Annotated in this window: 30 protein-coding genes and 1 tRNA gene; 22 read left to right on the top strand and 9 right to left on the bottom strand. The window is 63.1% G+C overall.

The annotated features are described in order from the left end of the window. Complete coding sequence (locus ACP69Z_RS12995; RefSeq protein ID WP_426267886.1) at positions 1-780, top strand: SDR family oxidoreductase; 780 nt, start codon at positions 1-3, stop codon at positions 778-780. A gap of 1 nt (position 781) precedes the next feature. Further along, positions 782-1,576, top strand: coding sequence for a 3'(2'),5'-bisphosphate nucleotidase CysQ (gene cysQ / locus ACP69Z_RS12990; protein WP_426267885.1), 795 nt, complete (start codon positions 782-784; stop codon positions 1,574-1,576). Here the strand turns inward: cysQ and ACP69Z_RS12985 are convergent. Next, positions 1,573-1,842: a hypothetical protein gene (locus ACP69Z_RS12985; protein WP_426267884.1), complete on the bottom strand. Its 270-nt coding sequence runs from the start codon at positions 1,840-1,842 to the stop codon at positions 1,573-1,575. The genes cysQ and ACP69Z_RS12985 overlap by 4 nt on opposite strands. A gap of 161 nt (positions 1,843-2,003) precedes the next feature. Between ACP69Z_RS12985 and ACP69Z_RS12980 the strand changes: the two genes are divergently transcribed. Next, positions 2,004-2,927, top strand: a complete 924-nt coding sequence (locus ACP69Z_RS12980) for a winged helix DNA-binding protein (protein ID WP_426267883.1) — start codon at positions 2,004-2,006, stop codon at positions 2,925-2,927. Positions 2,928-2,978: 51 nt separating this feature from the next. On the opposite strand, the gene ACP69Z_RS12975 is transcribed toward ACP69Z_RS12980, so the two are convergent. Together ACP69Z_RS12975 and ACP69Z_RS12970 are read right to left on the bottom strand one after the other, a co-directional pair. After that, positions 2,979-3,054: transfer RNA gene (locus tag ACP69Z_RS12975), tRNA-Val, on the bottom strand. 218 nt (positions 3,055-3,272) lie between these two features. Further along, the gene (locus tag ACP69Z_RS12970; RefSeq protein ID WP_426267882.1) at positions 3,273-3,839 is read right to left on the bottom strand and encodes a helix-turn-helix domain-containing protein; all 567 of its coding nucleotides are present in this window, start codon (positions 3,837-3,839) and stop codon (positions 3,273-3,275) included. 178 nt (positions 3,840-4,017) lie between these two features. Here ACP69Z_RS12970 and ACP69Z_RS12965 point away from each other — a divergent pair, with 178 nt between their 5' ends. Next, complete coding sequence (locus ACP69Z_RS12965) at positions 4,018-4,413, top strand: DUF6456 domain-containing protein (protein WP_426267881.1); 396 nt, start codon at positions 4,018-4,020, stop codon at positions 4,411-4,413. Between the two features lie 60 nt (positions 4,414-4,473). Here ACP69Z_RS12965 and ACP69Z_RS12960 read toward each other — a convergent pair whose 3' ends face one another. The 4 genes from ACP69Z_RS12960 to rpsF form a co-directional block, all read right to left on the bottom strand. Next, a complete protein-coding gene (locus ACP69Z_RS12960) occupies positions 4,474-5,115 on the bottom strand; it encodes a hypothetical protein (protein WP_426267880.1) in 642 nt (213 codons plus the stop codon). Positions 5,116-5,275: 160 nt separating this feature from the next. Continuing rightward, positions 5,276-5,875 carry a 50S ribosomal protein L9 gene (rplI, locus tag ACP69Z_RS12955; RefSeq protein ID WP_426267879.1) on the bottom strand — a complete coding sequence of 200 codons (600 nt, stop codon included), beginning with the start codon at positions 5,873-5,875 and terminating at the stop codon, positions 5,276-5,278. A gap of 12 nt (positions 5,876-5,887) precedes the next feature. After that, positions 5,888-6,112, bottom strand: a complete 225-nt coding sequence (gene rpsR, locus ACP69Z_RS12950) for a 30S ribosomal protein S18 (RefSeq protein ID WP_264883537.1) — start codon at positions 6,110-6,112, stop codon at positions 5,888-5,890. Positions 6,113-6,115: 3 nt separating this feature from the next. Then, a complete protein-coding gene (rpsF, locus tag ACP69Z_RS12945) occupies positions 6,116-6,538 on the bottom strand; it encodes a 30S ribosomal protein S6 (RefSeq protein ID WP_426267878.1) in 423 nt (140 codons plus the stop codon). A 276-nt stretch (positions 6,539-6,814) separates the two neighbouring features. On the opposite strand from rpsF, the gene ACP69Z_RS12940 reads away from it, so the two are divergent. The 18 genes from ACP69Z_RS12940 to ACP69Z_RS12855 all read left to right on the top strand — a co-directional run bounded on the left by ACP69Z_RS12940 (position 6,815) and on the right by ACP69Z_RS12855 (position 22,333). After that, a complete protein-coding gene (locus tag ACP69Z_RS12940; RefSeq protein ID WP_426267877.1) occupies positions 6,815-7,924 on the top strand; it encodes a phage portal protein in 1,110 nt (369 codons plus the stop codon). Next, a complete protein-coding gene (locus tag ACP69Z_RS12935; RefSeq protein WP_426267876.1) occupies positions 7,921-8,241 on the top strand; it encodes a DUF6127 family protein in 321 nt (106 codons plus the stop codon). Before ACP69Z_RS12940 ends, ACP69Z_RS12935 begins: the two co-directional genes overlap by 4 nt. Positions 8,242-8,244: 3 nt before the next feature. Next, positions 8,245-8,667 carry an HK97 family phage prohead protease gene (locus tag ACP69Z_RS12930; RefSeq protein ID WP_426267875.1) on the top strand — a complete coding sequence of 141 codons (423 nt, stop codon included), beginning with the start codon at positions 8,245-8,247 and terminating at the stop codon, positions 8,665-8,667. A gap of 43 nt (positions 8,668-8,710) precedes the next feature. Next, positions 8,711-9,826 (top strand): phage major capsid protein, encoded by a 1,116-nt coding sequence (locus tag ACP69Z_RS12925; protein ID WP_426267874.1) that lies wholly within the window; start codon positions 8,711-8,713, stop codon positions 9,824-9,826. Positions 9,827-9,883: 57 nt separating this feature from the next. Next, positions 9,884-12,013, top strand: coding sequence for a glycosyl hydrolase family 28-related protein (locus ACP69Z_RS12920; protein WP_426267873.1), 2,130 nt, complete (start codon positions 9,884-9,886; stop codon positions 12,011-12,013). A gap of 60 nt (positions 12,014-12,073) precedes the next feature. Then, positions 12,074-12,205 carry a hypothetical protein gene (locus tag ACP69Z_RS12915; protein WP_426267872.1) on the top strand — a complete coding sequence of 44 codons (132 nt, stop codon included), beginning with the start codon at positions 12,074-12,076 and terminating at the stop codon, positions 12,203-12,205. Positions 12,206-12,214: 9 nt separating this feature from the next. Next, positions 12,215-12,496 (top strand): hypothetical protein, encoded by a 282-nt coding sequence (locus ACP69Z_RS12910; protein WP_426267871.1) that lies wholly within the window; start codon positions 12,215-12,217, stop codon positions 12,494-12,496. Beyond that, the gene (locus ACP69Z_RS12905) at positions 12,496-13,017 is read left to right on the top strand and encodes a head-tail connector protein (RefSeq protein WP_426267870.1); all 522 of its coding nucleotides are present in this window, start codon (positions 12,496-12,498) and stop codon (positions 13,015-13,017) included. The genes ACP69Z_RS12910 and ACP69Z_RS12905 overlap by 1 nt, the downstream gene beginning before the upstream one ends. Beyond that, positions 13,014-13,337, top strand: coding sequence for a phage head completion protein (locus ACP69Z_RS12900; RefSeq protein ID WP_426267869.1), 324 nt, complete (start codon positions 13,014-13,016; stop codon positions 13,335-13,337). Before ACP69Z_RS12905 ends, ACP69Z_RS12900 begins: the two co-directional genes overlap by 4 nt. Next, complete coding sequence (gene gp17 / locus ACP69Z_RS12895) at positions 13,334-13,729, top strand: tail completion protein gp17 (protein WP_426267868.1); 396 nt, start codon at positions 13,334-13,336, stop codon at positions 13,727-13,729. The genes ACP69Z_RS12900 and gp17 overlap by 4 nt, the downstream gene beginning before the upstream one ends. Continuing rightward, complete coding sequence (locus ACP69Z_RS12890) at positions 13,726-14,136, top strand: phage tail tube protein (protein WP_426267867.1); 411 nt, start codon at positions 13,726-13,728, stop codon at positions 14,134-14,136. The genes gp17 and ACP69Z_RS12890 overlap by 4 nt, the downstream gene beginning before the upstream one ends. A 27-nt stretch (positions 14,137-14,163) precedes the next feature. Further along, the gene (locus tag ACP69Z_RS12885; protein WP_426267866.1) at positions 14,164-16,458 is read left to right on the top strand and encodes a DUF2460 domain-containing protein; all 2,295 of its coding nucleotides are present in this window, start codon (positions 14,164-14,166) and stop codon (positions 16,456-16,458) included. Next, the gene (locus ACP69Z_RS12880) at positions 16,455-17,258 is read left to right on the top strand and encodes a DUF2163 domain-containing protein (protein WP_426267865.1); all 804 of its coding nucleotides are present in this window, start codon (positions 16,455-16,457) and stop codon (positions 17,256-17,258) included. The genes ACP69Z_RS12885 and ACP69Z_RS12880 overlap by 4 nt, the downstream gene beginning before the upstream one ends. Positions 17,259-17,289: 31 nt before the next feature. Next, positions 17,290-17,637: a hypothetical protein gene (locus ACP69Z_RS12875; RefSeq protein WP_426267864.1), complete on the top strand. Its 348-nt coding sequence runs from the start codon at positions 17,290-17,292 to the stop codon at positions 17,635-17,637. Positions 17,638-17,642: 5 nt separating this feature from the next. After that, positions 17,643-19,751 (top strand): phage tail baseplate protein, encoded by a 2,109-nt coding sequence (locus ACP69Z_RS12870; RefSeq protein WP_426267863.1) that lies wholly within the window; start codon positions 17,643-17,645, stop codon positions 19,749-19,751. 9 nt (positions 19,752-19,760) lie between these two features. Beyond that, a complete protein-coding gene (locus ACP69Z_RS12865) occupies positions 19,761-20,264 on the top strand; it encodes a DUF2793 domain-containing protein (protein ID WP_426267862.1) in 504 nt (167 codons plus the stop codon). A gap of 107 nt (positions 20,265-20,371) precedes the next feature. Next, complete coding sequence (locus tag ACP69Z_RS12860) at positions 20,372-21,235, top strand: outer membrane protein (RefSeq protein ID WP_426267861.1); 864 nt, start codon at positions 20,372-20,374, stop codon at positions 21,233-21,235. 78 nt (positions 21,236-21,313) lie between these two features. Beyond that, entirely contained in the window at positions 21,314-22,333 is a 1,020-nt protein-coding gene (locus ACP69Z_RS12855; RefSeq protein ID WP_426267860.1) for an alanine racemase, read from the top strand. Here the strand turns inward: ACP69Z_RS12855 and nth are convergent. Continuing rightward, positions 22,293-22,970 carry an endonuclease III gene (gene nth / locus ACP69Z_RS12850; RefSeq protein WP_426267859.1) on the bottom strand — a complete coding sequence of 226 codons (678 nt, stop codon included), beginning with the start codon at positions 22,968-22,970 and terminating at the stop codon, positions 22,293-22,295. The genes ACP69Z_RS12855 and nth overlap by 41 nt on opposite strands. Continuing rightward, positions 22,967-23,677 carry a 4-hydroxy-tetrahydrodipicolinate reductase gene (gene dapB / locus ACP69Z_RS12845; protein ID WP_426267858.1) on the bottom strand — a complete coding sequence of 237 codons (711 nt, stop codon included), beginning with the start codon at positions 23,675-23,677 and terminating at the stop codon, positions 22,967-22,969. The genes nth and dapB overlap by 4 nt, the downstream gene beginning before the upstream one ends. Between the last annotated feature and the right edge of the window lie 11 nt (positions 23,678-23,688).

Below are 23,688 nucleotides of genomic sequence, written 5' to 3'. Positions count from 1 at the left end.
ATGAACATCAACGGCATTGCGGCAGTGGTCACCGGCGGCGCGTCGGGTCTCGGCGAAGCGACCGCCCGGGCACTGGCCGCCAAGGGCGCCAAGGTCGCCATCTTCGACCGCAATGGGGAACAGGGCGAAAAGGTCGCTGCCGAGATCGGCGGCATCTTCTGCGAAGTGGACGTCACCAATGACGACACCGTCGCCGCCGGCTTCGAAAAGGCCCGCGCTGCCCATGGGCAGGAGCGGGTGCTGGTCAATTGCGCCGGGGTCGCCAATGCCGTGAAGACCGTCGGCCGCGACCGGGAAACCAAGGCGGTCAAGAAATACCCTCTGCACCAGTTCGAACTGGTGATCGGGATCAATCTGGTCGGCACGTTCCGCTGCATCGCCCATTCGGCCGCCGGCATGGTCGATGCCGAGCCGGGCGAGGATGGCGAAAAGGGCGTGATCATCAACACCGCCTCGGTGGCTGCCGAAGACGGCCAGATCGGTCAGGCGGCCTATTCGGCCTCCAAGGGCGGCGTGCTGGCCATGACGCTGCCGATTGCCCGCGACCTGATGAACGAGGGCGTGCGCGTCAACACCATCCTCCCGGGCGTGTTCAAGACGCCGATGGTCGCGATGATGCCGCCGCAGGTGCAGGATGCGCTCGGTGCGCAGGTTCCGTTCCCCAAGCGCCTTGGCCGCCCTGAGGAATATGCCAACCTTGCCGTCTTCATGGTCGAAAGCGGCTACATGAATGCCGAGCACGTCCGCCTCGACGGCGGCATCCGGATGGCTCCCAAGTAAGGTGAACCTGGTCGGATTGCTGGAGCCGCTCGGGCTTGCCTGCCGCGAGGCGGGGGAAGCGATCCGGGCGGTCCGCCGGCGCGAGTTTGCGGTCGAGCACAAGGGCGATGCGTCGCCCGTCACCGAAGCCGATCGTGCCGCCGAAGCGATCATCCTCGCCGCCCTGGCGCGTCACGCCTCCGGCGTGCCGGTGGTGGCCGAGGAAGAAGTGGCGGCTGGCCGCATACCCGAGCTTAGGGACGCCTTCTTCCTGGTCGACCCGCTCGACGGCACGCGCGAGTTCGTGCGCGGCGGAGACGATTATACGGTCAACATCGGCCTGGTGAGGGCCGGCTCACCCGTGCTGGGCCTGGTGCTTGCGCCCGAACAGGGACGGCTGTGGGCCGGCGTGGTGGGCGGCGAGGCGTGGGTCGAGGATGCCGAGCGCGAGCGCACGCCGCTGCGGGTGCGCCCACCTGGCGAGCTTCTGAAGGTGGTCGCCTCGAAATCGCACATGAACGAAGCGACCCGCCGCTTTCTGACGGCCGAGTTGCCGGGCGCAGAGCTCGTTTCGGTGGGCTCGAGCCTCAAGTTCTGCCTGCTGGCGGAAGGGACGGCGGATTATTATCCGCGGCTCTCGCCAACCTCGGAGTGGGACACGGCGGCCGGCCATGCGGTGCTGATGGCTGCCGGTGGGCGGGTCGATGGGCTGGACGGTAAGCCGCTTGGTTACGGCAAGCCGGCCTTCCTCAACCCCGGCTTCGCCGCCACCGCTGGCTGGCAAGGGCCCCGTCTCGACCGCTTCCTGACGAGCTAGCTGCTGCGGAAGTGCTGAAACGGAAAAGGCGGCTCGGTCCAGAAGGAATCGTTCTCCGCCCGGCGCGGATCGGTGCTGTGAAAGGCGAGCGAATCGAGTTCGGCGCGAATGGCATGCAGCCGTCCGAGCAGACCCTGCGCCTCACCCCCGACGATGGCATCTCCGATCAGCTGTTCAGCAAGGCGAGTTGATTGCCGAATGCCGTGACGCAGATTGATTAGCACCTCGCCTCGGTAAATCGTCTCGTCAGCCTGCTCGCCGTACATTTCGCCCTCGTGTCCACTTTGCCCACTTGCTTGATGCCTATGCGCTACTTGCTGGTGGGTGGCAGCATTCGCCAAATCGGAGGAAGTTTTCGCTGACATGGCGCCGATTTGCAGTGTAGTCTGCTCGGGCTCGGTTATTTTGGCTCCAACAGGATGGTGTCATGACCGTTGCTACGTCTTCATTTGTTTACGATAGTTCCGAGCCGGTTCGCGCTCCGATCATGGTGGTGGGCGACACGCCTGCTGCACGCCAGCGGGCACGTCATACGTCCGATCTGAGCGGCCTGCGCACCTTGTCCGAACTCAGTCCCGCCGAGGCCATCGAGGCGCTGGAGGAGCGGGCAACACTGTCTGCATTATGGATCGAATTGGACGAAGAGCCGACGCTGCCGGTGCGCCGCTTGCTGGAGCGAGCGGGGCGGGAGGCCGCGCGCAAGCAGTTCGGGGTAGTGGTCGCGGCGCGGATGGAGCAGCTCGATGCCGTTCTCGCCGATCTTGCTGATGCCGACGTCGAACTGTTGGTCAATGCGGACGAGATGGAGCGGCTGGCTGGGCTGTCACTCGCGATCCAGCCGCAGCATGTTGGCGGTGCACGCGATGTTGCATCCGATGCGAGCGCGGCCAGGCTGCGGCAGCTGAGCGAAGAGGTCAGCCGGATTGCTTCCACCTTGGCGCGCTTGAGCACCGCATCGGCCGGTCCTCCCTTGTCGCCTGCCACCATGGCACCGCCGCGAGAGGACGTGCCCAACGTCTCGGCCGAAGCGCTGCGCGCGATGATCAGGGCGCGCCGGCTACGGTCCACGTACCTCCCGGCCGATCTGTTCGCCGATCCGGCGTGGGACATGCTCCTCGATCTGCTTCAGGCCGAGATCGTTCAGCATCGCGTGCCCGTTTCCAGCCTGTGCATTGCGGCTGCCGTGCCCGCGACCACGGCGCTGCGCTGGATCAAGTCGATGACGGAGCGCGGTTTGCTGGTGCGGCGCGACGATCCCCATGATGGGCGGCGTGTGTTCATCGAGATGGCCCCCACCACCAGTGCGGGGCTGCGCCGCTACTTCCAGGAAGTGGGCATGGCCGCGGTTTGAGGCGGACCGGGCCTCTCCCAGCGTCGATGCGCGGCAGAAGCGGATCGGCGATGGTGGGCGCTGACGGGTTCGAACCGCCGACCTACTCGGTGTAAACGAGCCGCTCTACCAGCTGAGCTAAGCGCCCCTTTGCAAGGTTGCGGCGCTTTCCCAATGTTTTGGGCATCGGTCAACCATCGTTCTGCAGCGCTAGACCTGATGAGCGTCCTGCCATGGCGGGGAAGGTGTTGGCGGTGCTTGCTCGTGCCGGGGTGGTACGCGTAACCGTCGTTCTCACCATCAAGGAGGCAGGCTAACACCGTCGCGAAGCCGCTCCTTATCCTTTTGCACGTGCTCGGGCGCTGGTCAGCCGAGCTTGCGGACGAGACGGATGGGCAGAGCGAGAAAGGTGGGGTCGCTGACCACCACCTGCCGGGCGCCGCTGCCGAGCGGCAGCAGGTGGAGCTTGCCTTCTTCGCGCGCGAGCAGCCGGCCGAACTGAAAACGGCCGCCCGGGCGCGGTACGAGGACGTCGCGGTTGAGGGCTCGGCCGAATTGCTCGGGCTCGAGCCGGTCGCACCAGAGCTCATCACCGGTGCGATAATCGGCGATGCTGGCAGTTACGGTGATCGCCACCTGCAGCGGTTCGGGACGCGGGGGGAGCACCATCTGCGCCCTGCGTGGAGCGGCAGCGGTCTCACCATTGAGGTGCGCGATCACCTCCAGCTTTTCGGAGGCCGGGTGATCGACGAGATCCGTCGGTGCGACACCCAACGCATCGGCGATGCGGTTCAACCAGCCGATCGAAACGGTCCGCATCCCGGTTTCAAGGCGACCGATGGTCTGCGGGGTGGTTGCCGGCTTGCAGGCCCGGGCGACGTCGTCGAGCGTCATGCGCTTGGCCTTGCGGACTTCCCGGATGCGCGTGATCATGTTTGCCCCCTGCTAACCAGTACGGTGTTTTTCTGCTGTCCTACATTCGCCGTTGGCTGCCATGTGTCAAGCGAATCGAAGAATGAAGGGACACCAGACCATGAGCGGACGCTGCTTAATCGAGCGAAAGGTAGAGGACACCTCTGGGGTTAGTCGCAAGGTTCGACGGTCAGTGACGGTGAACCAGGTAGAGTCGCCGCTTGGCTGGTTGCACAAGCATGGGCACCTCGATCGCAGGCAGTTCGAGGCGGGCGAACAGCTGCGGCTCGACTGGGAGCGCGCCAACCTGTCGCCTTGCGTGACCATGCGCTGGGATCCGGCGCCAGGTTTGGCACGGGGACAGGCAAGGGCGAGCACCATGGAGCGGACCGAGCAGCAGGCGAGCGCGAAGGAGCGCTTCGACCGCGCCCTCGACACCGCGGGGCCGGGGATGTCGGACATCCTCTGGCGGGTGGTCTGCGCAGGCGAGGGGATGCGTGATGCGGAAACGGCGCTCGGCTGGCCCGCGCGCGCCGGTAAGCTGGTGCTGAAGATGGCGCTCGACCGAGTGGCGGGCTTTTACCGCATTGGGTGAGCGAGCCGGCGGCACGACAAGGGGATGGGGAGCGCACACAAGGGCGCGCTCCCCATCTGATTAGAGGCTGCTGCCCTCGATGTCGCTTTCACGACCCTGCGAGCGTTCGGCTTCGATGTCGGTGGTCCCGCGATCCTGACCGGAGCCCATCGTGTCTTCGTTCAAAGCACCCTGGCCCTGATCGGCGAAGTTCTGGTCGCCCGAGCCCTGCTCGCCGGTCTCGCCCATGCTGCCGTCGATGCCCGAGCGGCCGGTGCTGCCGCCCATGTCATTACCGGACTGGTTCGAACCACCAAGGCTGCCTTCGATGCCCGAGCGGCCAGTGCCGGCTGAGCTTGTGCCCATGTCGTTGCCCGAGCCGCTGAACAGGCCGTTGTTGGAACCCTGACCCGACTGCTGCGACTGACCGGTCTGGTTCGACTGGCCGAGATCACTGTCCTGGCCGAGGCTGCTGCTGTTCTGGCTGAGCGTGTCGGAGCCAGCTTCGCCGCTGTTCCCGTAGCTCGCCTGACCGGTCGAGGCGCTGCCGCCCTGACCTTGCTCGGTCATGTTGCCTTGCTGGCCCTGGCTGGTCTGCTGCTGCTGTTGACCCGTCGGCTGCTGTTGCTGCTGCTGCCCGGTGAACTGGTTCTGGTTCTGGCCCTGCTGCGGGCTCTGCTCGCCATAGCCCTGCTGGCCGGGTGTGCGTTCGTCGGCGTTCATGTCTTCTCTCCTCCATTGCCCCATGCTCATGGAAGGCCAAATGGCCGGCGAGGGGAGAGCGTTCCGCGGCTTTGCGCCAGACGGAAGTCCTTGCGACAAAAGGAAAGGACCGCCCGGAGTGTCCGGACGGCCCTTATCCCGTAGTCGAAGATGGCTTGGATCAGGCCGCGGGGGTCTGCTCCGCCTCTGCTTCGCCTTCCTCGGCAATCGTGCCGGGCTCGGCGTTCGGATCATAGTCCTCGGTAAAGCCGGCGTTATCACGCTCGAACATCTGGGCCATGACATCAACGCCCTGCGCCTGCAGCTCGGCCTCTTCCGGCGAGCGGGCGACGTTCACCTTGACGGTGACCGCAACCTCGGCATGGAGGACGACGCGCACTTCGTGCATGCCGATCGACTTGATCGGGCGATCAAGCACGACCTGGCTCTTGGCAACCTTGGCACCGTCAGCCTCAAGGGCTTCGACGATGTCGCGGGCGCTGACCGAACCATAAAGCTGGCCGGTGTTCGACGCCTGGCGGATCAGTTGAACGGTCTTGCCGTCCACGCCCTGAGCCGACGCCTGAGCCGCGGTGCGGCGCTCGGCATTGTCGGATTCGATCTTAGCGCGATTGGCTTCGAACAGCTTGCGGTTGGCTTCGTTGGCACGAAGCGCCTTCTTGCGGGGAAGAAGGTAGTTGCGAGCGAAACCGTTCTTGACAGTAACGACATCGCCAATGGCGCCGAGCTTCTCGACGCGCTCAAGCAGGATGACATCCATGGGTAGCGCTCCTTACTTGACCACGTAGGGGAGCAGGCCGATGTGGCGGGCGCGCTTGATCGCCTTGGCCAGCTCGCGCTGCTTCTTGGTGCTCACCGCGGTGATGCGGCTCGGGACGATCTTGCCACGCTCGGACACGAAGCCCTGGAGCAGACGAACGTCCTTGTAGTCGATCCGGGGGGCATCCTTGCCCGAGAACGGGCACGACTTGCGGCGGCGGAAAAATGCACGGGCCATCTGTTAGGCTCCCATCTCTTCGCGCGGGGCGCGGTCGGGGCGGTCACCGCGCGGACCGCGGTCGCCGCGATCACCACGATCACCGCGGTCGCTGCGGTCACGCTCCTGACGGCGCATCATGGCCGAGGGGCCATTCTCATGCTCGTCGACGCGAATGGTCATGAAGCGGATGACGTCTTCGTTGATGCCGGTCTGGCGCTCGAGCTCGGCAACGGCCGCAGCCGGAGCGTCGATGTCGAGCATCACGTAGTGCGCCTTGCGGTTCTTGGCGATCCGATAGGCGAGGCCACGCAGGCCCCAGGTCTCGGCCTTGACGACGTTTCCGCCGTTTTCGGTGATGATGTTGGTTGCCGTCTCGGCAAGGGCGTCGACCTGGGCTTGGGCCAGGTCCTGCCTTGCGAGAAAGACATGCTCGTACAGAGGCATGCTGAAACTCTCATTGTTGGCCGATCGCTGGCGCCCGCCCCATGCGAACGCCCCTCCGGCTGTCTTCTTAGTCTGATGACCACAGCGCAGACGGATCTGCGAGCGGACGCGGGCCTTTGGCACAGGAGGGGCCTGGTTGCAAGCTTACGCCAGTGCCCACAACACGCACGAACCCAATAGGCACAAAACTGTTGACATCGTCACGCTGTTATGGCACAAGTATGAACACTGGGGCGAATCGGCAGAAGGTCGGCCTCGATCACAAAAGGATCTGAGATGCGGTGGTTCGGTCGCAAGTCGGCGGACGTCCCGCCGATGTTCCTATCCTATGCCATGCCAAGTGAGCGCAGCCTGTTCCCGACCGGGTACCAGGCGCAGCTCAAGGAAGTGTTCCTCGGCAATCCGGTCGGACAGCGTGCAGTGCGCATGGTGGCGGGCGCGGTTGGGGCGCTCAAGGTCTATGCGGTGGAAGGCGATGCCGATGCGGCGGCGCTGATCGGGCGGGCCAGCCTGCTCGAGCAAACCGCGGCGTCGCTGCTGCTGCACGGCAATGCTTATTTGCAACTGGTCGAGGCACTGGGCGCGCCGGCCGAGCTGTTCCTGCTTCAACCCGACCGCGTCACCATCGACACCGATGAGCGCGGCTGGCCGCGGGCCTATCAGTACAAGGCCGGGCGCAAGTCGGTGCGGATCAGCCGGCACGACGCGTTGGAGCGGGTGCAGCTGATCCATATCAAGTCGCTCAATCCGGTGCACGATCAGCAGGGCTTGGGCTGCCTGGATGCGGCGAGTGCGGCGGCGTCGATCCATAATCGGGCGAGCCGGTGGAACAAGGCGCTGCTCGACAATGCGGCGCGGCCTTCGGGCGCGCTGACTTATGATCCGCCCGATGGTGCGCCGCTGAGCGCGTCGCAATTCGAGCGGCTGCGGGAAGAGATCGAGCGGCAGTTCACGGGTAGCCTCAATGCGGGGCGGCCGATGCTGCTCGAGGGTGGGCTGCGCTGGCAGTCGCTGGGGCTGAGCCCGACGGACATGGATTTCGTGGCGGTCAAGGAAGCGGCTGCCCGCGACATCGCGCTGGCGTTCGGGGTGCCGCCTGTGTTGCTGGGTCTGCCCGGCGACACGTCGTACAGCAATATGCGGGAGGCGGGCCGGGCATTGTATCGGCAGACGGTGTTGCCGTTGGCCGAGCGCATCCTTGGCGAGGTAGCGGAAGCCTTGCGCGACTGGATCGGACCGGTTCGGCTTGCCGTCGACACGGACGCCATCAGCGAGCTTGCGGAAGATCGCGAGCGGCTCTGGCAGATGGTGGCCAACGCAGACTTCATCTCTGCTGACGAGAAGCGGGAGATGCTTGGCTTCGAGCTCAAGGCGCGGCCGGCATGATCCGGCCCGGCGCCGATGACCTGCTCACCCAATTGATCGCGAGTTCCGAGGGGCAACCCGTCAATTACGTCATCCTCCAGGCGATGGTCGAGGAGGCCAGTAACGCAGGTGCCTGCCGCGCGCTCGGTCTGCTCGGGCTCGAGGACAAGACGGCGCGGCGGGACATGGACGAGCTGCGCGAGCTGCTCGGCACCTGGCGCGACGTCAAGAAGTCGGCCTGGCAAACGGCTGCGCGATGGATCGTCAGGATCATGCTGGCGGGGCTGGTGGTGTCGATTGCCTATCAGTCGAACCTTCGCGCTCTCCTGAGGAGCTGAGCGATGCGCATCGAGCGAGCCCTGAGCGGGCTGCGCTTCGCCGGCTATGCGTCGGTGTTCGACCGCGTCGATCGCGGCGGCGATATCGTGCGCGCTGGCGCTTTTCGGCAATCGCTGGAACGCAATGGCACGGTGCCGTTGCTGTGGCAGCATCAACAGGGACGATCCGTCGGCCGGATCGAGCATCTCGCTGAAGATGGGCGAGGGCTGCAGGTCATTGGCCGGCTGAACGATGACGAGTTCGGGCGGCTGCTGGCGCGTGAGCTGGAACAGGGCCGGCTGTCTGGCCTGAGCTTTGGATATCGCGTTCGGGCCGCTGAGCAAGGCGCATCGGCACGCGAGATCCGCGACCTCGAGCTTCTGGAAGTCAGTTTGGTGCGGCGGCCAATGCAGCCGCTCGCCTGCGTCCACAAGATTGCTTCGTAACCAGTCCGGTTACGGAGCCACGAATCCACACTGGAGAACATGCATGGAATTCAAGGCTGATCCGCTTGCAGAGTCGTTCGGGGCTCTGCAGCAGGGTGAAGGCGTGAGCGGTCTGCGCGCCGAGATCGACGATCTTAAGGCGAAGCTCCGCAGCAATCTGGTCGAAGCGGGTCGTCCGCACCTCGGCACCGAGCAGAAGAGTGCGGCGCAGGAAGGTTTTGGTGAGTTTCTTCGCAGCGGCGAAAGTGCGCTCGAAGGCAAGTCGCTCGACAATGCCAGCACTGCGGCGGGCGGCCACGCCGTCCCGCGCGAGATCGATGAGGTCATTGACCGTACACTGGTCGCGATATCGCCGATTCGCCGCATCGCCAATGTGGTGAAGATCGGCAGCTCGAATTATCGCAAGCTGATCTCGAGCGGCGGCACGCCGTCGGGCTGGGTGGGTTTCGAGGCAGCGCGACCGGAAACCGCGACTCCGACCTTTACCGAGATCGTCCCGGCATCTGGTGAGCTTTACGCCAACCCGGCCGCTTCGCAGCACATGCTCGATGACGCGATGTTCGATGTCGAAGCTTGGCTGGCGAACGAAATCGCGACCGAGTTCGCTCGCGCCGAAGGCTCGGCTTTCATCAAGGGCACAGGCACCAACCAGCCGCTCGGCTTTCTCTCGTCGCCGACTGCCACTACCGCCGATGGCGTGCGTCCGATCGGCACGCTGCAGACCATCGGCACTGGTGTTTCGGCAGCGTTCCCGGCGACCAACCCGCAGGACAAGCTGGTCGATCTCGTCCAGTCGCTCCGGCAGCCGTATCGTCAGGGCGCGGTGTTCGTAATGAATTCGGCGACCGCTGCGGCCGTTCGCAAGATGAAGACCAGCGATGGTGCCTTTATCTGGCAGAACGGCATGGTCGCTGGCCAGCCGTCGACCCTGCTCGGCTATCCGGTGATCGAGGCCGAGGACATGCCCGACATCGGCGCCGGCAGCCTGTCGATCGCGTTCGGCAACTTCAAAGCCGGCTACATCATCACCGAGCGGGCCGAGACGAGCATCCTTCGCGATCCGTATTCGAAGAAGCCGTACGTCTACTTCTACGCAAGCAAGCGTGTTGGCGGGCAGGTGGTCAATTCGGAAGCGATCAAGCTGCTCCGCTTCGCCTGAGCCCTAATTGAGCGGCTCCGGCCGAGACCTGTCAGCAGCAAAAGAGTGTCTCAAGACATGGCGCTAAGCTTTACCCCCAAGTTCGCAAACATGGTCCGGGTGACCACGTCCACACAGGGCACCGGTCCTTTTCTTTGCGGTCCCGCGGTGACGGGCTTCGCGAGCTTTGCTGAATCGGTCTCGGCCGGAGACAGCTTCTATTATTCGGTTCAAGGCGTCGACAAACCGCAGGAGCGGGAGGTCGGACGCGGCACCTATCAGGCGGATGGCACGATCACCCGGCAGCCGCTTGATGGAGAACTGACCAAATTCACGCCAGGCGCCAAGACCATCGCGCTGGTCGCAGCGGCCGAATGGTATGCCAACGTGCAGGAGTCGCTTGGTCAAGGTGGCGGCGGCGGAAAGAGCGACATGGTCAAGGATCGCGCCGCGCTTGCTGCCTTGGATACCAGCGCCGGCTCCTGCCTCCTCCAGGAAGCGGGGCGCGAAGGCTTGTTCTCGTGGGATCCTGCCGTGGCTGTAGCCGTCCACCAATCGGACCCGGGGCAGGGCTTGTTTGTCGCCCCTTCGCCGACGGCCGCCGGCGCTTGGGTGCGACGCTTTTCTGGTGGCGCAAACGTTCGATGGTTCGGTGCCAAGGGTGATGGCGCCACTAATGATGGGGTGGCGTTTACCCGGGCCGTGAGCTGCCTGCGGAGCACGGCTCAACAGGGCTTCGGCTACGGCTCGGGGGGCCATCGGCTGTATGTCCCGAAAGGCCATTACTTTCTTGGCACCACCACCCTCGAGGTAACGGCGTCGCTTGTCATCGAAGGGGACAGCAATGGCCTTCCGAGCGGCGGAGCAAGCGTTCTGCGCTGGTCGGCCAACACGACGGGAATCCGCATCCAGGGCGGTGGCACGGTCGGGGCGGAAGGGACCAAGACGCAGGACTATGTCACCGGAACTTCGCTGATCCGCGGGCTTCACCTGACCGGCGGCTATACGCATGGCACGACCGCCGAGGGCGAGTTCCACGGCATCCACATGCGCGCCATGGCGGCCGTCGAGGACTGCTTCATCAGGGGCTTCCAAGGCGACGGCATCCACATCCGCGGCGATGTCAACGTCAACAACAACACCAACCTGTCCTTCGTGTCCCGGACGTCGATCGAGACCTGCCGCAACGGTGTGTTCCTGCAAGGTGGAGACGCGAACGCTTGTTCGTTCATCCATCTCAACGTCAATTCGAACCGCCGCTGGGGCGTGCTTGACGCAAGTTTTCTTGGCAACAGCTTCTTTGGTTGCCATTCGGCGACAAATGGTGCCGAGGTCACATCGGGGCCGAGCCTTTGCCCACCCAATCGCTGCGTCCACAACGGCAACGTCTACGCCCTGAAGCATGGCGAGGACGCGTGGGCCGCGAGCAATCCGCCTTCGGGTAACTCGGCCAATAACCAAGGATGGTATTTCCTTGGCGCTGGCACTGCGCAGGCATGGAACAACATCGAGGCCTGGACGAGCGGTCGAGCATACCGGTCGGGCGGATCCTATGCGGCGACCGACGCCAACAATCGCACAGTGTTCCTAGGCTGCTATTCCGAAGGAGACATGGCTCCTAACCAGCTTTACGGCCGGTCGGCCATGTTTGGCGGGTTGCACGAGTGCGGGGTACGCGGCCAAGCGACCTGGATGAAGCCGGAATATGACGGCCTGCGCTTCGTAGGCAATCCGCCGACATTCGAGAACGGCTTCAAGTGCTTCGATTCGATGGAGACGAGCGGGAGCTATCCTCTGCTTCTTCTGAACGGCACGACGAAATCCGGCGACGTCATGTTCCGCAAGAACGGGGCTTATCGAGGCGAGATCGGGTCGGACGACACGTTCCTGACCCTTGGCCATTACAATGCGATGTTGCTCAAGACGCAGGGCGTCAATGTTGCCGAGGTTGGACCCACAGGCATCTCGCTTTCCGCCGGCAAGTCGCTGATGGTCAATTACCAGCAGGTCGTGGGCGCGCGGCTGACCGGTTGGACCGCGGCGACGGGCAGCCCCAATCGCGGAAGCTTCGCCGCCGCCGCCGCTGGTAGTGCGTCGACCGCTTATGTGCAGGCTGAAGCACAGGAGAGCCGGACCAGGATTGCGGCGTTGGAAGCCCGTCTGATCGCTCTTGAAGCGGATTGCCGGACGCACGGCCTGATTAACTGAGATCGTGGCGGAGCCGGTGAGCGGCCTCTGCTCCTCACAATCAACCTGAAAGGGCTCTTCATGAGCATCGGAGCCTTTGCGCCCGCGCAGCAACCCGTTGCGGCGATTGCAGCAACGTCGCCGTCGAAGGCGCCGCCCAAGCGGACGGTAACGCCCTTGTACGACCAGACAATCATTCCCGAACCACGCTGAGGAGGCCAGATGGCTCTTGTTCTGAAAGACCCGGGCAGTGCCCTCGATTACAGCGTCGACTGGGGACTTCGCTACCTGACCGACGACGTCCTGATCGAGTCATTGTGGAGCGTGGTTCCGGTCGAAAGTGGCGGCGTAACCATCGACGGCAGTCGCTTCGACAATGCGAGCGCCACGGTGAATGTGAGCGGAGGACGGCCGGGCAAGGTCTACCGCCTGCTCAATCAAGTCGTGACCAGCCAGGGACGGCAGGACAGCCGCTCCATCCTTGTTCGCGTGGAGGTGCGCTGATGATCCGCCAAGAGGTAGGCGCGCTCTGCGTCAGCCTGTCCGAAGTGCAGGCCTATGCCCGTGTCGAGACCGGGGAAGAGGAGGCCCTGCTTGCCGGCTTGCTGCGGACGGCAAGCGACATGTGCGAGACGTTTCTCAATCAGGCCCTTGTGGCGCGAGACTTCGAGGTTGTCGTGCGCGCGGGGCAGGGGTGGACGCTGCTCCCCTTGCAGCCGGTGCGCTCAATCGCCGCAGTTCGGCGCGCGTCGGATGGCGAGATGATCGCGGCTTCGAGCTATCGTTGCGACATCGATTATGATGGGCGCGGTCTCGTTGCCGGCCTGCCAAGTGGACAGACGTTCGTTGTTGCCGGCACCGCGGGGATGGCTTCTGACGGCAACGGGATCCCTGAGCCCATCAGGCAGGGAGTGCTGCGCCTGGCGGCCTACCTGTTTGCCAATCGCGATGGCCAGGTCGGTGAGCTTCCGAAAGCGGTCACCGCCTTGTGGAGACCGTATCGCAAAGCGGGATTGTTCCGGTGAGTGAATTTGCAGGAAGCCTGACCCAGCGCATCGAACTGTGGGAGCGATCGCAGGCGCGGCTGATGACCGGGGCCTCTAGCGAGGAGATGAACCTGGTGCTCAGTTGCCGGGCGTCGATTGTCGCGGAAGGATCGGGAGCGCCCGACGAGGCAATGAGCGTCAGCGCCATGCCACGCTATCGGATCACCGTTCGCAAGCTGGCGGACTTCACCATCGACCAGCAGGTAAGGTGGCGAGGGCGGCGCCTGATGGTTCGGCAAATCGTCGATGATCCGATGCTGCCGGACCGCCTCGTTCTACGCTGTGAGGAGCAACGATGATGAGCGCCATCATCGCGCTTCAGGAGGCGCTTGTCGCGAGGCTGGATCAGAGCTCGCTCTTCTCCGGCGTTTATCATGATGCCCCGGCGCGCGCCGGCTTTCCCTTCGCAGTACTCAATTGCAGCGATGAACGCGATTGGAGTTGCAAAGGGCGAAGAGGGCGCGAGGTCGTCTTGCAAATGGTTCTCTGGGATGAGCAGCCGTCGCGCCTGCTGAGCCTGGAGAACGAGGTTGAACAAAGCTTGACCTCGCTGAGCACTGGCAGCGAATGGTACCTCAGCACGCTGCTGCTGACAGGCAAGAGACGGTTGCGCGATCCCGGCGGGCCGTGGAGTTGCACTTTCGAATTCCGTGCCCGCCTGATCGAGCATGAAAGTGGAGGCGTGGCATGAGCCTTCCTCTGGGCGGAAACGACTGCCTGCTCCGCATTTCGGACGGGGAAGAGTCTCCGACTTTCCTGCTTGTTGAAGGCGTGAGACTAAGCGGTTGGACGATCTCGCATGACGAGGTCGAGGTCACCGATGCTGGCGACGAGGGCTGGCGCCGCTTGCTGCCGGGCGCGGGTCTTAGATCGCTCGAGCTCAAGCTGTCGGGACTGTATCTTGGGTCCGCAGGCGAACGCTTGTTGCGCGATTGCGCGTTCAGCGGAGCTGCATTCGGCTGCGTACTAACCCTTGATCACGCGGAGGCAGTGCGCGGCCGCTTCATCGCAGTTAAACTGCAAATGGACAGCGCGATCAACGAGGAAGCGACCTACGCCGCCACACTTCGGAGCGCAGGACCGGTCGTCATCAACTGAGTTCTTGTTTCTAGTAAGGAGCCGCTCATGCGCCACTGGTTGACGCGCGACGATCCGCGGCTGCAGCGGGACGTCATTAAGCGTTTCGAGCCGTCGCATTGGACCGTCGATTTTCCTCGCGGAACGATGGCCTGCGTGGTTAGTCATCCCGAAGACAATCGGTTGACGGCAACCGCTACGTTCGGGCGACGGGGTGATCTGGTCGGGCTGATCTACACGACGATCGATAGTGCCGTTCACGTGGCGCACCGGCGCGAGCCGAAGAGCGATTACTCTCGCTGTACCCTGCGGTTTCGCTGGCGGTCCTCCGGCCTGGCCGCGCTGGACTCGATCAATGGAGCCACGCTCACGATCGAAGGTCGAGACCAGCAGGGTGTCGAGCGCACCTGGTACGTGCGGCTGTGGAACTATGCGGTCGGCAGCGGCACTGATGCCCGGATCGAATTGCCCTTCGATGATCTGAAGGCAGGTTACCAGATCGACGAGAACAGCGAGCTTGTCGTCGTGCGCGACATCCGGCGCATGTTCATCAGTCTGGTCCCACCCGATTTCGAGGAGAAGAGTTCGGCACGCTTTGCCGCGACCACCGAGGCAGAGGTCGAGGTCAGCGAAATCGAGTGTGTCGGATCGGGCAGTGTGATCGCCATCAACGATGCAATTGTGCCTGAGCACAAGATGAGGATCTGCACCGCTTACGACGACGCTTATCACATGACACCCGAGCGGGTCGTCGATAGCCTGGAGCGGCTCGGCTACCGCGATCTCATCAATCATTATGTGGGGATGAGCCACTTTCCGGCGCTCGGTGCCGATGGGCTCGTCGACGAAACGAGAACGTTGTGCCTCCCGGCCAGGCGCTGGCACGAGAGCTTCGCCGCTTTAGCGAAGGCGCGTGGTTACGAGATTATCTGGTCACTTTCCATGGAGCTTCTGGAGGAGCTCTGCCCCGAGCCGTGGAAGCAACGGGCGTGGAATGGAGAACCGGCACGAACGGGCTGGGTGCCGCCTTCATCCTTGCTGTCACCCGCTGTTGCCGAGCCAGTCGCCTACCTTGGCCGTGTTGCGTCCGCGTTCATGGTCATTGCTCAGGAGGCCGGTCTCACCCCAAAACTGCAGATCGGAGAGCCGTGGTGGTGGGTGAAGGGCGATAATGCCATTTGCCTGTACGATCCCGCCGCGGCGGCGCTCTGGCCGGCCGGGCATGTTCCGATCAAGGATGTTCGGAACATCTCCGCCGAGCAGGCGCAAGTGCTGGATCATGCAGGAGCGGTGTTGAGCGCCGCCACATCGGCGATCGTAGCCGCTGCAAGGGCAATCGCGCCTGACGTTCAATCACACATTCTGACGTTCCTCCCGTCAATCATGCGGGAGGATGCTTCGGAGCTTCTTCGCGCCAACTTACCTCTCGGGTGGAAAGCGCCAGCGTTTGATGTGCTTCAGCTCGAGGATTATGATCAGGTCACTGCGGGATCGACAGTGAGCAGGGTGAGGGCGCTCGAGGCAGCTAGAGCCCGTCTCGGCTACGATCTTGACGATTGCCACTTTCTCGCAGGCTTCGTCAGTGCACCGGAACTGACACATCACTGGCACGCGATCATGGCTGCCGCAAACCAGGCGGTCGATGCAGGGTTCTGTGAAGTCTTCTTGTGGGCGTTACCGCAGGTTCTTCGCGACGGTCTTACCATTTTCGAAGGAGAGAAGGACGTGGAAGCCTTCCGCGACGTGACCTTCCCGCTCGAGGTCGGGAACAATGCAACCGTCGAGCCATGCTTCTCGACAACGATCGCGACTTCTCCGGGAGGCTTCGAATATCGCAACGTGGACTGGCAACAGGCCAGGCTGCGTTTCGACATCGGGCCGGGCCTTCGCAGCATCGAGGACCTGCAGGACCTGCTTGCCTTCTTCCGATCGATGCGCGGCAACGCCACCGCATTCCGCTTCCGTGACAGCACGGATTATAGTTCTGCCGGCATGACCGGAAGACCGGGAGTCAGCGACGTCCTTCTTGGCATCGGCAACGGCAAACAGCTGCGCTTCGAGCTGGTCAAGGCTTACGGTGACGGAGAAGTTCGGCGGATCACTCGGCCCGTGCTCGGAACCATCGTGGTTTCGCTAAACGGGTCAGCTACAAACGCTTGGGAACTTGCAGACGGCGGGGTGATCGAACTCGTTGAGCCACCTGCCGCAGGAGTGGAGGTGCGGGCAGGATTCCTGTTCGATGTGCCTGTACGTTTCGAAGAGGCAAGCCTGCGGATCAGTCGCAAGACGTACCTAGCAGGTGAGCTTGCCAGCGTTCCGCTGGTGGAAGTCCGAGAAGCATGAGCCAGACCCCTCTGGAAGTGACGACCGAGGCCTATGGCTGGGTGTTCCAACGAGCAGACGGGATCGGGTTCGCTACAACAAGTCACGACAAGCAGCAGCAGATTGGATCCATGACGCTCGAAGCGAATATGGACCTGCGGCCGAGTGAGCTCATGCTGACCGACCAGATGTATGGCAGCACTTTCGAACTCAGCGGTGGGCTAAGCAGCCCGGCGCTGACTGTCGGTGATCTGCTCGCCGGACGCTGGAACGGTGCCGCTGTGCAACTTTTGGCCAGTGACTGGGCGGAAGGCGGCGAAACGATCCCTATTTGCGCAGGCGAACTCGGGAGGGTCGCTGTCGAAGCCGGTAAGTTTTCCATGGCCGTTGAGGTTCTTCCGCCTGCGACGCGCCTGCCGCCGTGCATTCAGACCAGCCCAGAATGCCGAGCTGTTCTTGGCGACCGGCAGTGCCGCATCGATATGCGCAAACGTCGCAAGAGGATAAACGTAGTGGCCTCAGACGACGTCGAGATCACGATCGACGCGCCTGACAACGAGGAGTTTGCCTTGGGGCGCCTGCGGTGGATTAGCGGAGCCAATTGCGGAACCGAGCAGATCATCATCTCTGCCGATGGAGCAAAGCTAAGGCTTCAGGACGCCCCTCAATTCTTGGTGAAGGCGGGCGACCAGGCTGTCGTTCGTCAAGGTTGCGATGGACGCCGCGCCACTTGTTCAGAGCGCTTTAGTAACATTCTGAACTTCCGCGGGGAGCCTGATCTTCCTGGATCCGAGATCCTCCTGCGATTTCCGGGTGCTTGAGCCGCACAAGCGAGCCTTAGCCCTGCTTGGAGTGCCATTTCGTTTTCAAGGTCGTGATCCACTAGTCGGTCTGGACTGCCTCGGCTTGGTGGTCCTTGCGTTCGATCTCAGGGAATTGGATGCGCCAACTTATCGCGTCACCGATGGTGACTGGCACCAGGTTGAGCGTGGTCTTGCTCCATGGTTCGGTTCGACGCACCGAACAACGCCAACAAGCAACGATTTGGCTGTTTTCCGCAATCCTCGCTGCTTCCACTTCGGTGTAATTAGCGGTTCCCACCTTGTCCATGCCGACATTGTCGCCAGCAAGGTTGTTGTGCGGAAGATGCCAGCGCGGCTGCCGAGCAATTGCAGCCTTTACACTTACCGCGAGGACTAAGGACAATGGCGACTCTGATCTTGAGCGCTGCAGGTGCTGCCATTGGTGGGCCGCTCGGGGGAATGGCTGGCTCGCTCATCGGGCGGGAGGTTGATCGTAGCTTTCGTGGTGCAAGGTCCAGATTGTCGGACTTGCGGGCACCATCATCGCAATATGGCGATCCCATCCCCGCTGTGCTGCGGCAGATGCGCGTTGCTGGGGTGGTTCTCTGGGCTTCCGCTCCCGTGGCCACGGCGACGGTCAGCAAGTCAGGCACAGGGCAGGGCAGCAGCGTCAGCTTCGCTTATGGTCTTAGCTCCGGCCATGTCGAGAATGTGGATCGGGTTTGGGCCGATGGTAGGCTCATCCGGGACAGCGAGGGCCGGCAGGATGTGTCGTTCACCATGCGGCTTCACTCAGGAGACGAGGATCAGTCGAGCGATCCTCTGATTGCCTCCCTGATCGGCGAAGAGCGCGCACCGGCCTTCCGCGGCATAGCATATCTTGTTTTTGAAAACTTCGATCTGTCATTTTTTGGCAATCGGCTGCCGCTGATTACCGTGGAGATTTCGGGGAGTGGACAGCCGATCGTTGCGGAGGAGGTCATCCGCAACGCGCTTGACCTCCGCGAGACGGCGTCGAGCAAGACTCACGTGCTTGAGGGATGCGTTCTCTCGGGTGATGATGCGGCGGAGGCGCTCGCACCGCTATGTGAGGCATACAAGCCGGTGTTCGGCTATGATGGCAGCCGGTGGGTGCTTGGCGCCGATCCTACCCAGCACGTCATCGACGACCATCTTTGGATGTTAGGAACAGACTTCCAGACTGCTTTTGACGTCGAGAGACGCTCACAGGCGCCTACCAAGGTGTCGGTACGGTTCTTCGATCCTGCCATCGACTTCCAGGCTGGCGAAAAGAGCGCCCGAATTCCGGGCGTCGAGCGCCTTCGCCGCATCGAAATACCCGCAGCGATGCGCGGCGAGCATGCCAAGGCGGTTGCCCATGAGCAGCTCTTGCAAGCATCGAACGAGGCTAGGGCGCTCTGGCTAACGCTGCCGCTGAGTTACGCGGGCATACAGGTCGGAGACGAGGTCTGCTCTGCAACATCGCCTGAAACGCGCTTCGCGGTCGCTGAGAAAGCCCTCAAAGAGGGCGAACTCAGATTGCGTCTCCGACCTGAGCCAAGGACGATTCCCTCCTTGCCAGGCGATTCCGGCGGTTCGCTAAGCGCAAGAATGCTGAAGAGAAGCTCGCTTACGGTCGCACTGGTTGAGTTGCCAGGTTCGATGTTCGAGGCCGAACCAGAATTAGCGGTGCTCGTAAGTGGTGGGCACGAACCCTTCAGGTCCTTACCAATCTCGCTTGCGATCGGCGGATCGGAGACCGAGATGATGTCTTCTCAGGTTCCATCGCCGCTAGGCAGGCTGATCGAAGCATTGCCATGCTCATCAGTCGCGACGTTCGACTGTAAGAATGTGTTGAACGTTGCCTTCGATCGGGACCCTGGTCTGACCAGCTGCACTGATGAACTGCTGTTCGGGGGCGCAAACTTGCTCTGCGTGAATGGCGAGTTCATCCAGTTCGGAACTGCAAAGCCACTCGGCGATGCCAGGTATGAACTATCACGCCTCATTCGAGGGCGCTTCGACACCGCTTGCGACACGCCTCACGAGCCTGGAGAGCAAATTCTGCTGCTCGACGGCAAAGCGATGACAACGCTCAAGGTCCCACGCGATCGCATCGGTTCACTTGCCACGGCTCGGGCCTTTGGTCCGGAAGAATGTGTCGCAAACGCCAGTCTCGCAATTGCCGGACGGGCAGGACGCCCGTGGAGTCCGATGCTCCTCAACCTGCATGACACATCCGATGGCTTAGCGCTGTCGTGGGTCAGGCGCTGCAAGGAGGGCGAACCGTGGCTCGATGGTGTCGACTCACCCCTCGGAAGCAGTCGCGAGCTGTACTCGGTCACGCTCAGCGACGCGCTGGACGGGAGGGTCGAGGTGCAGAGCGAGAGCACATCAAGTCTGATCAGCCCCTCCTTGCTGGCGCAGCTAGGACCTCGTCCTTGGCGGCTGGAAATCCGGCAAGTTGGCGATTTCGCGGTCAGCAGGCCGCTCGTCCGCACCCTTGATTGAGGACCCTATATGACCAAGTCACAACGCCTCGGATTGCCATTTCTCTCGGCTGGGCAGGCTCAGAAGGAGCTGACCCACAACGAAGCCCTGCTCTTGCTTGATGCCCTGGTTCACGGCTGTTGTCCCGCAGCACCATCGAACGTTCCGCCACCAGCGCCGGAGGCTGGCCTCACCTACATCTGTGGCGATAATCCCGTCGACGCATGGGCCGGACATCCACACCATGTTGCATCCTATTCCGATAACGGATGGCGCTTCACCAATCCTGTCGAGGGCCTGGAGCTACTTGATCGAGCAAGTGGACGCCGCTGGCACTTCGCGTCGGGAACTTGGTCGCTCGGCATCGTGCGGGCGAGCGAGGTACGGGTCGAAGGCGTCAAGGTACTAGGCACTCAGCGACCTCCGATCGCAAATGCCACTGGCGGAACGACCATCGACAGCGAAGCACGCAGCACGCTTGCGCAAATACTTACCGCTCTGCGGGCGCATGGCATCATCGCCACTATGGGGTGAGGCTGGAAAGACACAGGCGTAGCCATTTCGGAGCGTTCGTGAAACAAAAGCGGGAACTCCCGCCATCGCTCTCTTATTAAGTGGCCAGCCATTCTGAGGGGGGACGTATGTCGTCTAAGTCAATCTTGCTCGCCGCTGCTGCCTTGGCAGTTCTACCGTCGGCTGCCGTTGCTCGTGACGGACTTCCGTACGTCGGCATCGAAGGCGGCGCGATCAAGCCTGACAAGCTGAAGCTTGATTATCAGCTTCGTGCACTGTCGGCGCCGAACGGCATCATCATCGACCACAAGACCGGCTTCGATGTCGACTTCATTGCAGGCTACGATTTCGGCCTGATCCGCGCCGAGGCAGAGCTTGGCTACAAGCGGGCAGTTCCCACCGGTATCTCCGTGGCACCAGCCATTCAGTTCAACAACACTGGCCCGCTGGCAATCGAAGGCAGAACGCGCGTGGTTTCGGCCATGGGCAACCTGCTGCTGGACTTCGGCAGCAACGATGGTCTTCAGGTCTATGCGGGCGGCGGCATCGGTGCGGCTCGTGTTACGCTCGACAACGCCATCACCGGGCCGAATGTCGCCGCTGGACGTTCCATTAATGGCAGCGACCGCTCATTTGCCCTGCAGGGCATCGCGGGCATGCGCATGCCGCTCAGCTACAATATCGATCTTGGCCTGAAGTATCGCTATTTCCGGACCAAGGTGAACCTGCAGGACGCGACCAATCCTGCGGCGATTGACAATCTCGATGGTCGCTTCCGGTCGCACTCGCTCCTCGCAAGCCTGATCTTCAATCTTGGCGCCCGTCCCGTCGACCAGGTGCCGGTCGTTGAGGCCGCTCCGCCTGCGCCTCCTCCGCCTCCGCCGCCGCCGACGCAGACTTGCCCGGACGGCAGCGTCATCCTTGCGACGGATCCGTGTCCGGTCCCGCCGCCTCCGCCTCCCCCGCCGCCCGTGGCGCCGGTCCGCGGCTAATCTCGTAGAGACCCGGCATCGACACAGATCGGCGCCGGGTCTCTCGACCTTGAGCGACGCCGCCGCTAGAGCGCGCCGATGCGTCCTCCCCTGGCTCTGCGGCACCGTTCGAGTGCGCTGGTCGCCAACTATATCAACCTACGCAATCGTGCCGGCACAACTGCCGGCGCCGCCGTCAAGGCCGACGCTTACGGGCTAGGCGCGGGAGAAGCGGTACGGCTTCTCCTTGAGGCAGGCTGCCGCGACTTCTTCGTATCAACCTGGTGGGAAGCAGCCGAGCTTGCATTCCTTCCGCCGAACAGCCTGTCTGTGCTGCACGGGATTGGACCAGAGGACGAGCCAAGACCTGGTGTGAGGCCAGTGCTGGTTACCCCTCAGCAAGTGACGAGATGGAAGACGAGCGCCTGGGCCGGCGAACCCTGCGACGTCATGGTCGACACCGGCATGAACCGCCTTGGGCTCCGCACTCAAGACCTCGGGTGTCTAGATGGCCTAGCCATCCACACTCTTCACAGCCATCTGGCGTGCGCAGATGAGGCGCATCTCCTCAACGGCAAGCAGCTCGAACGATTTCTCGGCGTTCGCCAAACAGTGCAAGCCGAGCGATATAGCCTGGCCAACAGCGCGGGCGTCTATCTTGGCCGCGACTATGCCTTTGACCTCGTCCGGCCGGGCCTCGCGCTTTACGGCGGGATCCCGCGCACTGAAGCTCGCGGCGAGATCCAGCAGGTCACCACACCGCTAGCTCGCGTCATCCAGCTTCGCCATGTCTCGGCAGGCCAGACGGTTGGCTACAACGCGACTTTCACCGCGGCGCACGATATGCCCGTGGCGGTAATCAACCTCGGCTACGCTGACGGCTACCGGCGCGCCTTTTCCTCCCTCGGCCATGCACGTTTCGAGGATCTCCCGCTCCCTGTCATTGGCCGTGTTTCGATGGACCTTGTCACCCTTGACGCGACACAGGCACCCGGCCTGCAAGAAGGCGATTGGGTCGAACTCGACTTCGATCTCGAGCAAGCGGCGCGGCTGACCGGCATTTCCCAATATGAGCTGCTCACCGGGCTGGGGCGACGCTTTCAGCGGTCCTGGATCTAGGCGGAACCAGCCGCTTGTCGCGATAGCGGCAAAGATCGACGATCGGGCAGCGCCAGCACTCCGGCGCACGAGCCTTGCAGATGTAGCGTCCGTGCAGGATCAGCCAGTGATGCGCATGGAGCAGGAACTCTCCCGGCGTCACCTTGGCGAGCTTGGTCTCAACCTCCAGCGGGGTCTTGCCCGGCGCGAGCCCGGTGCGATTAGCGACCCGGAAGACATGGGTATCGACCGCAATCGTTGGCATGCCGAAGGCGATGTTGAGCACTACGTTTGCCGTCTTGCGTCCGACACCCGCAAGCTGCTCCAGCGCATCGCGGTCGACGGGCACCTCCCCACCGTGCCGCTCCACTAACTGCTGCGCCATCAGGATCACGTTTTTGGCCTTGGTGTTGAACAGGCCGATGGTCTTGATGTGCTCGCGCACGGCGTCCTCGCCAAGTGCGAGCATCTTGGCGGGCGTGTCGGCGACCTTGAAGAGCTTGCGCGTCGCGATGTTCACGCTGACATCAGTCGCCTGTGCCGACAGGGCCACCGCTACCAATAAGGTGTACGGGCTGGTCCATTCGAGTTCGCCCTGCGGTTCCGGATTGAGCTCCGCCAAGCGCAGGAAGAGCTCGGCCGCTTGTGCCTTCTTCACAGTGCCCCAACCACATCGCGCATCGTGTAAAGGCCGGGCTGCTGTGCAGCCAGGAACCGCGCTGCTGTCAGCGCGCCCCGCGCAAAGATCATCCGGCTGTCCGCCCGGTGCGACAGGATGAACCGCTCCCCGGCGCCCGCGAAGACGACGTCGTGATCGCCGACAACGGTGCCACCACGCAGGCTGGCAAAGCCGATCGCCCCCTCGCTCCGCTCCAGATCTCGGCCGCTTCGCACATCCTCCTTGCGCATCGGCTCACCGCGTCCGCGAGCAGCGGCCGCCCCGAGGCTCAGCGCGGTGCCAGAGGGTGCATCGCGCTTCATGCGATGGTGCATCTCGAGTATTTCGACGTCCCAGCCATGCCCCAACACCTGCGCGGCTCGCTCAACCAGTTCCTCCAGCAGCGCCACTCCGAGTGACGTGTTGGAGGCACGAAGAACAGGCACCGTCTGGCTCGCCTCGGCGATGCGGCGGCTGGCGAAATCATCGAGGCCGGTCGTTCCTACGAGGATCGGGGCCGCCGCTCGCACCGCGCGATCAAGCGATGTCGCTAGCGCTTCGGGCGCCGAGAAATCCACGATCACATCGCCATGGTCGGGATCGAGCGCAAAGTTCCCATCTTCCTCGACCGCAGCGGCGATCGCCTTGCCCATCCTTCCACCAGGAGCGATCAGGGTCAGGCGTAAAGGCTGTTCGGTGGAGCGCATGGCGCCACCTT

The sequence above is a fragment of the Sphingomonas sp. LHG3443-2 genome (assembly GCF_049896405.1).
GTDB lineage: Bacteria > Pseudomonadota > Alphaproteobacteria > Sphingomonadales > Sphingomonadaceae > Sphingomicrobium.
This window is presented reverse-complemented; position numbering and strand designations above follow the sequence as displayed.

Bases quoted from the DNA above. Each gene is read 5' to 3' on its own strand.
- ACP69Z_RS12995 (WP_426267886.1), top strand. From the start codon at position 1: ATGAACATCAACGGCATTGCGGCAGTGGTCACCGGCGGCGCGTCGGGT.
- ACP69Z_RS12985 (WP_426267884.1), bottom strand. From the start codon at position 1,842: ATGTACGGCGAGCAGGCTGACGAGACGATTTACCGAGGCGAGGTGCTA.
- ACP69Z_RS12980 (WP_426267883.1), top strand. From the start codon at position 2,004: ATGACCGTTGCTACGTCTTCATTTGTTTACGATAGTTCCGAGCCGGTT.
- ACP69Z_RS12970 (WP_426267882.1), bottom strand. From the start codon at position 3,839: ATGATCACGCGCATCCGGGAAGTCCGCAAGGCCAAGCGCATGACGCTC.
- ACP69Z_RS12960 (WP_426267880.1), bottom strand. From the start codon at position 5,115: ATGAACGCCGACGAACGCACACCCGGCCAGCAGGGCTATGGCGAGCAG.
- rplI (WP_426267879.1), bottom strand. From the start codon at position 5,875: ATGGATGTCATCCTGCTTGAGCGCGTCGAGAAGCTCGGCGCCATTGGC.
- rpsR (WP_264883537.1), bottom strand. From the start codon at position 6,112: ATGGCCCGTGCATTTTTCCGCCGCCGCAAGTCGTGCCCGTTCTCGGGC.
- rpsF (WP_426267878.1), bottom strand. From the start codon at position 6,538: ATGCCTCTGTACGAGCATGTCTTTCTCGCAAGGCAGGACCTGGCCCAA.
- ACP69Z_RS12940 (WP_426267877.1), top strand. From the start codon at position 6,815: ATGCGGTGGTTCGGTCGCAAGTCGGCGGACGTCCCGCCGATGTTCCTA.
- ACP69Z_RS12935 (WP_426267876.1), top strand. From the start codon at position 7,921: ATGATCCGGCCCGGCGCCGATGACCTGCTCACCCAATTGATCGCGAGT.
- ACP69Z_RS12930 (WP_426267875.1), top strand. From the start codon at position 8,245: ATGCGCATCGAGCGAGCCCTGAGCGGGCTGCGCTTCGCCGGCTATGCG.
- ACP69Z_RS12925 (WP_426267874.1), top strand. From the start codon at position 8,711: ATGGAATTCAAGGCTGATCCGCTTGCAGAGTCGTTCGGGGCTCTGCAG.
- ACP69Z_RS12920 (WP_426267873.1), top strand. From the start codon at position 9,884: ATGGCGCTAAGCTTTACCCCCAAGTTCGCAAACATGGTCCGGGTGACC.
- ACP69Z_RS12915 (WP_426267872.1), top strand. From the start codon at position 12,074: ATGAGCATCGGAGCCTTTGCGCCCGCGCAGCAACCCGTTGCGGCGATT.
- ACP69Z_RS12910 (WP_426267871.1), top strand. From the start codon at position 12,215: ATGGCTCTTGTTCTGAAAGACCCGGGCAGTGCCCTCGATTACAGCGTC.
- ACP69Z_RS12905 (WP_426267870.1), top strand. From the start codon at position 12,496: ATGATCCGCCAAGAGGTAGGCGCGCTCTGCGTCAGCCTGTCCGAAGTG.
- gp17 (WP_426267868.1), top strand. From the start codon at position 13,334: ATGATGAGCGCCATCATCGCGCTTCAGGAGGCGCTTGTCGCGAGGCTG.
- ACP69Z_RS12890 (WP_426267867.1), top strand. From the start codon at position 13,726: ATGAGCCTTCCTCTGGGCGGAAACGACTGCCTGCTCCGCATTTCGGAC.
- ACP69Z_RS12885 (WP_426267866.1), top strand. From the start codon at position 14,164: ATGCGCCACTGGTTGACGCGCGACGATCCGCGGCTGCAGCGGGACGTC.
- ACP69Z_RS12880 (WP_426267865.1), top strand. From the start codon at position 16,455: ATGAGCCAGACCCCTCTGGAAGTGACGACCGAGGCCTATGGCTGGGTG.
- ACP69Z_RS12870 (WP_426267863.1), top strand. From the start codon at position 17,643: ATGGCGACTCTGATCTTGAGCGCTGCAGGTGCTGCCATTGGTGGGCCG.
- ACP69Z_RS12865 (WP_426267862.1), top strand. From the start codon at position 19,761: ATGACCAAGTCACAACGCCTCGGATTGCCATTTCTCTCGGCTGGGCAG.
- ACP69Z_RS12860 (WP_426267861.1), top strand. From the start codon at position 20,372: ATGTCGTCTAAGTCAATCTTGCTCGCCGCTGCTGCCTTGGCAGTTCTA.
- ACP69Z_RS12855 (WP_426267860.1), top strand. From the start codon at position 21,314: ATGCGTCCTCCCCTGGCTCTGCGGCACCGTTCGAGTGCGCTGGTCGCC.
- dapB (WP_426267858.1), bottom strand. From the start codon at position 23,677: ATGCGCTCCACCGAACAGCCTTTACGCCTGACCCTGATCGCTCCTGGT.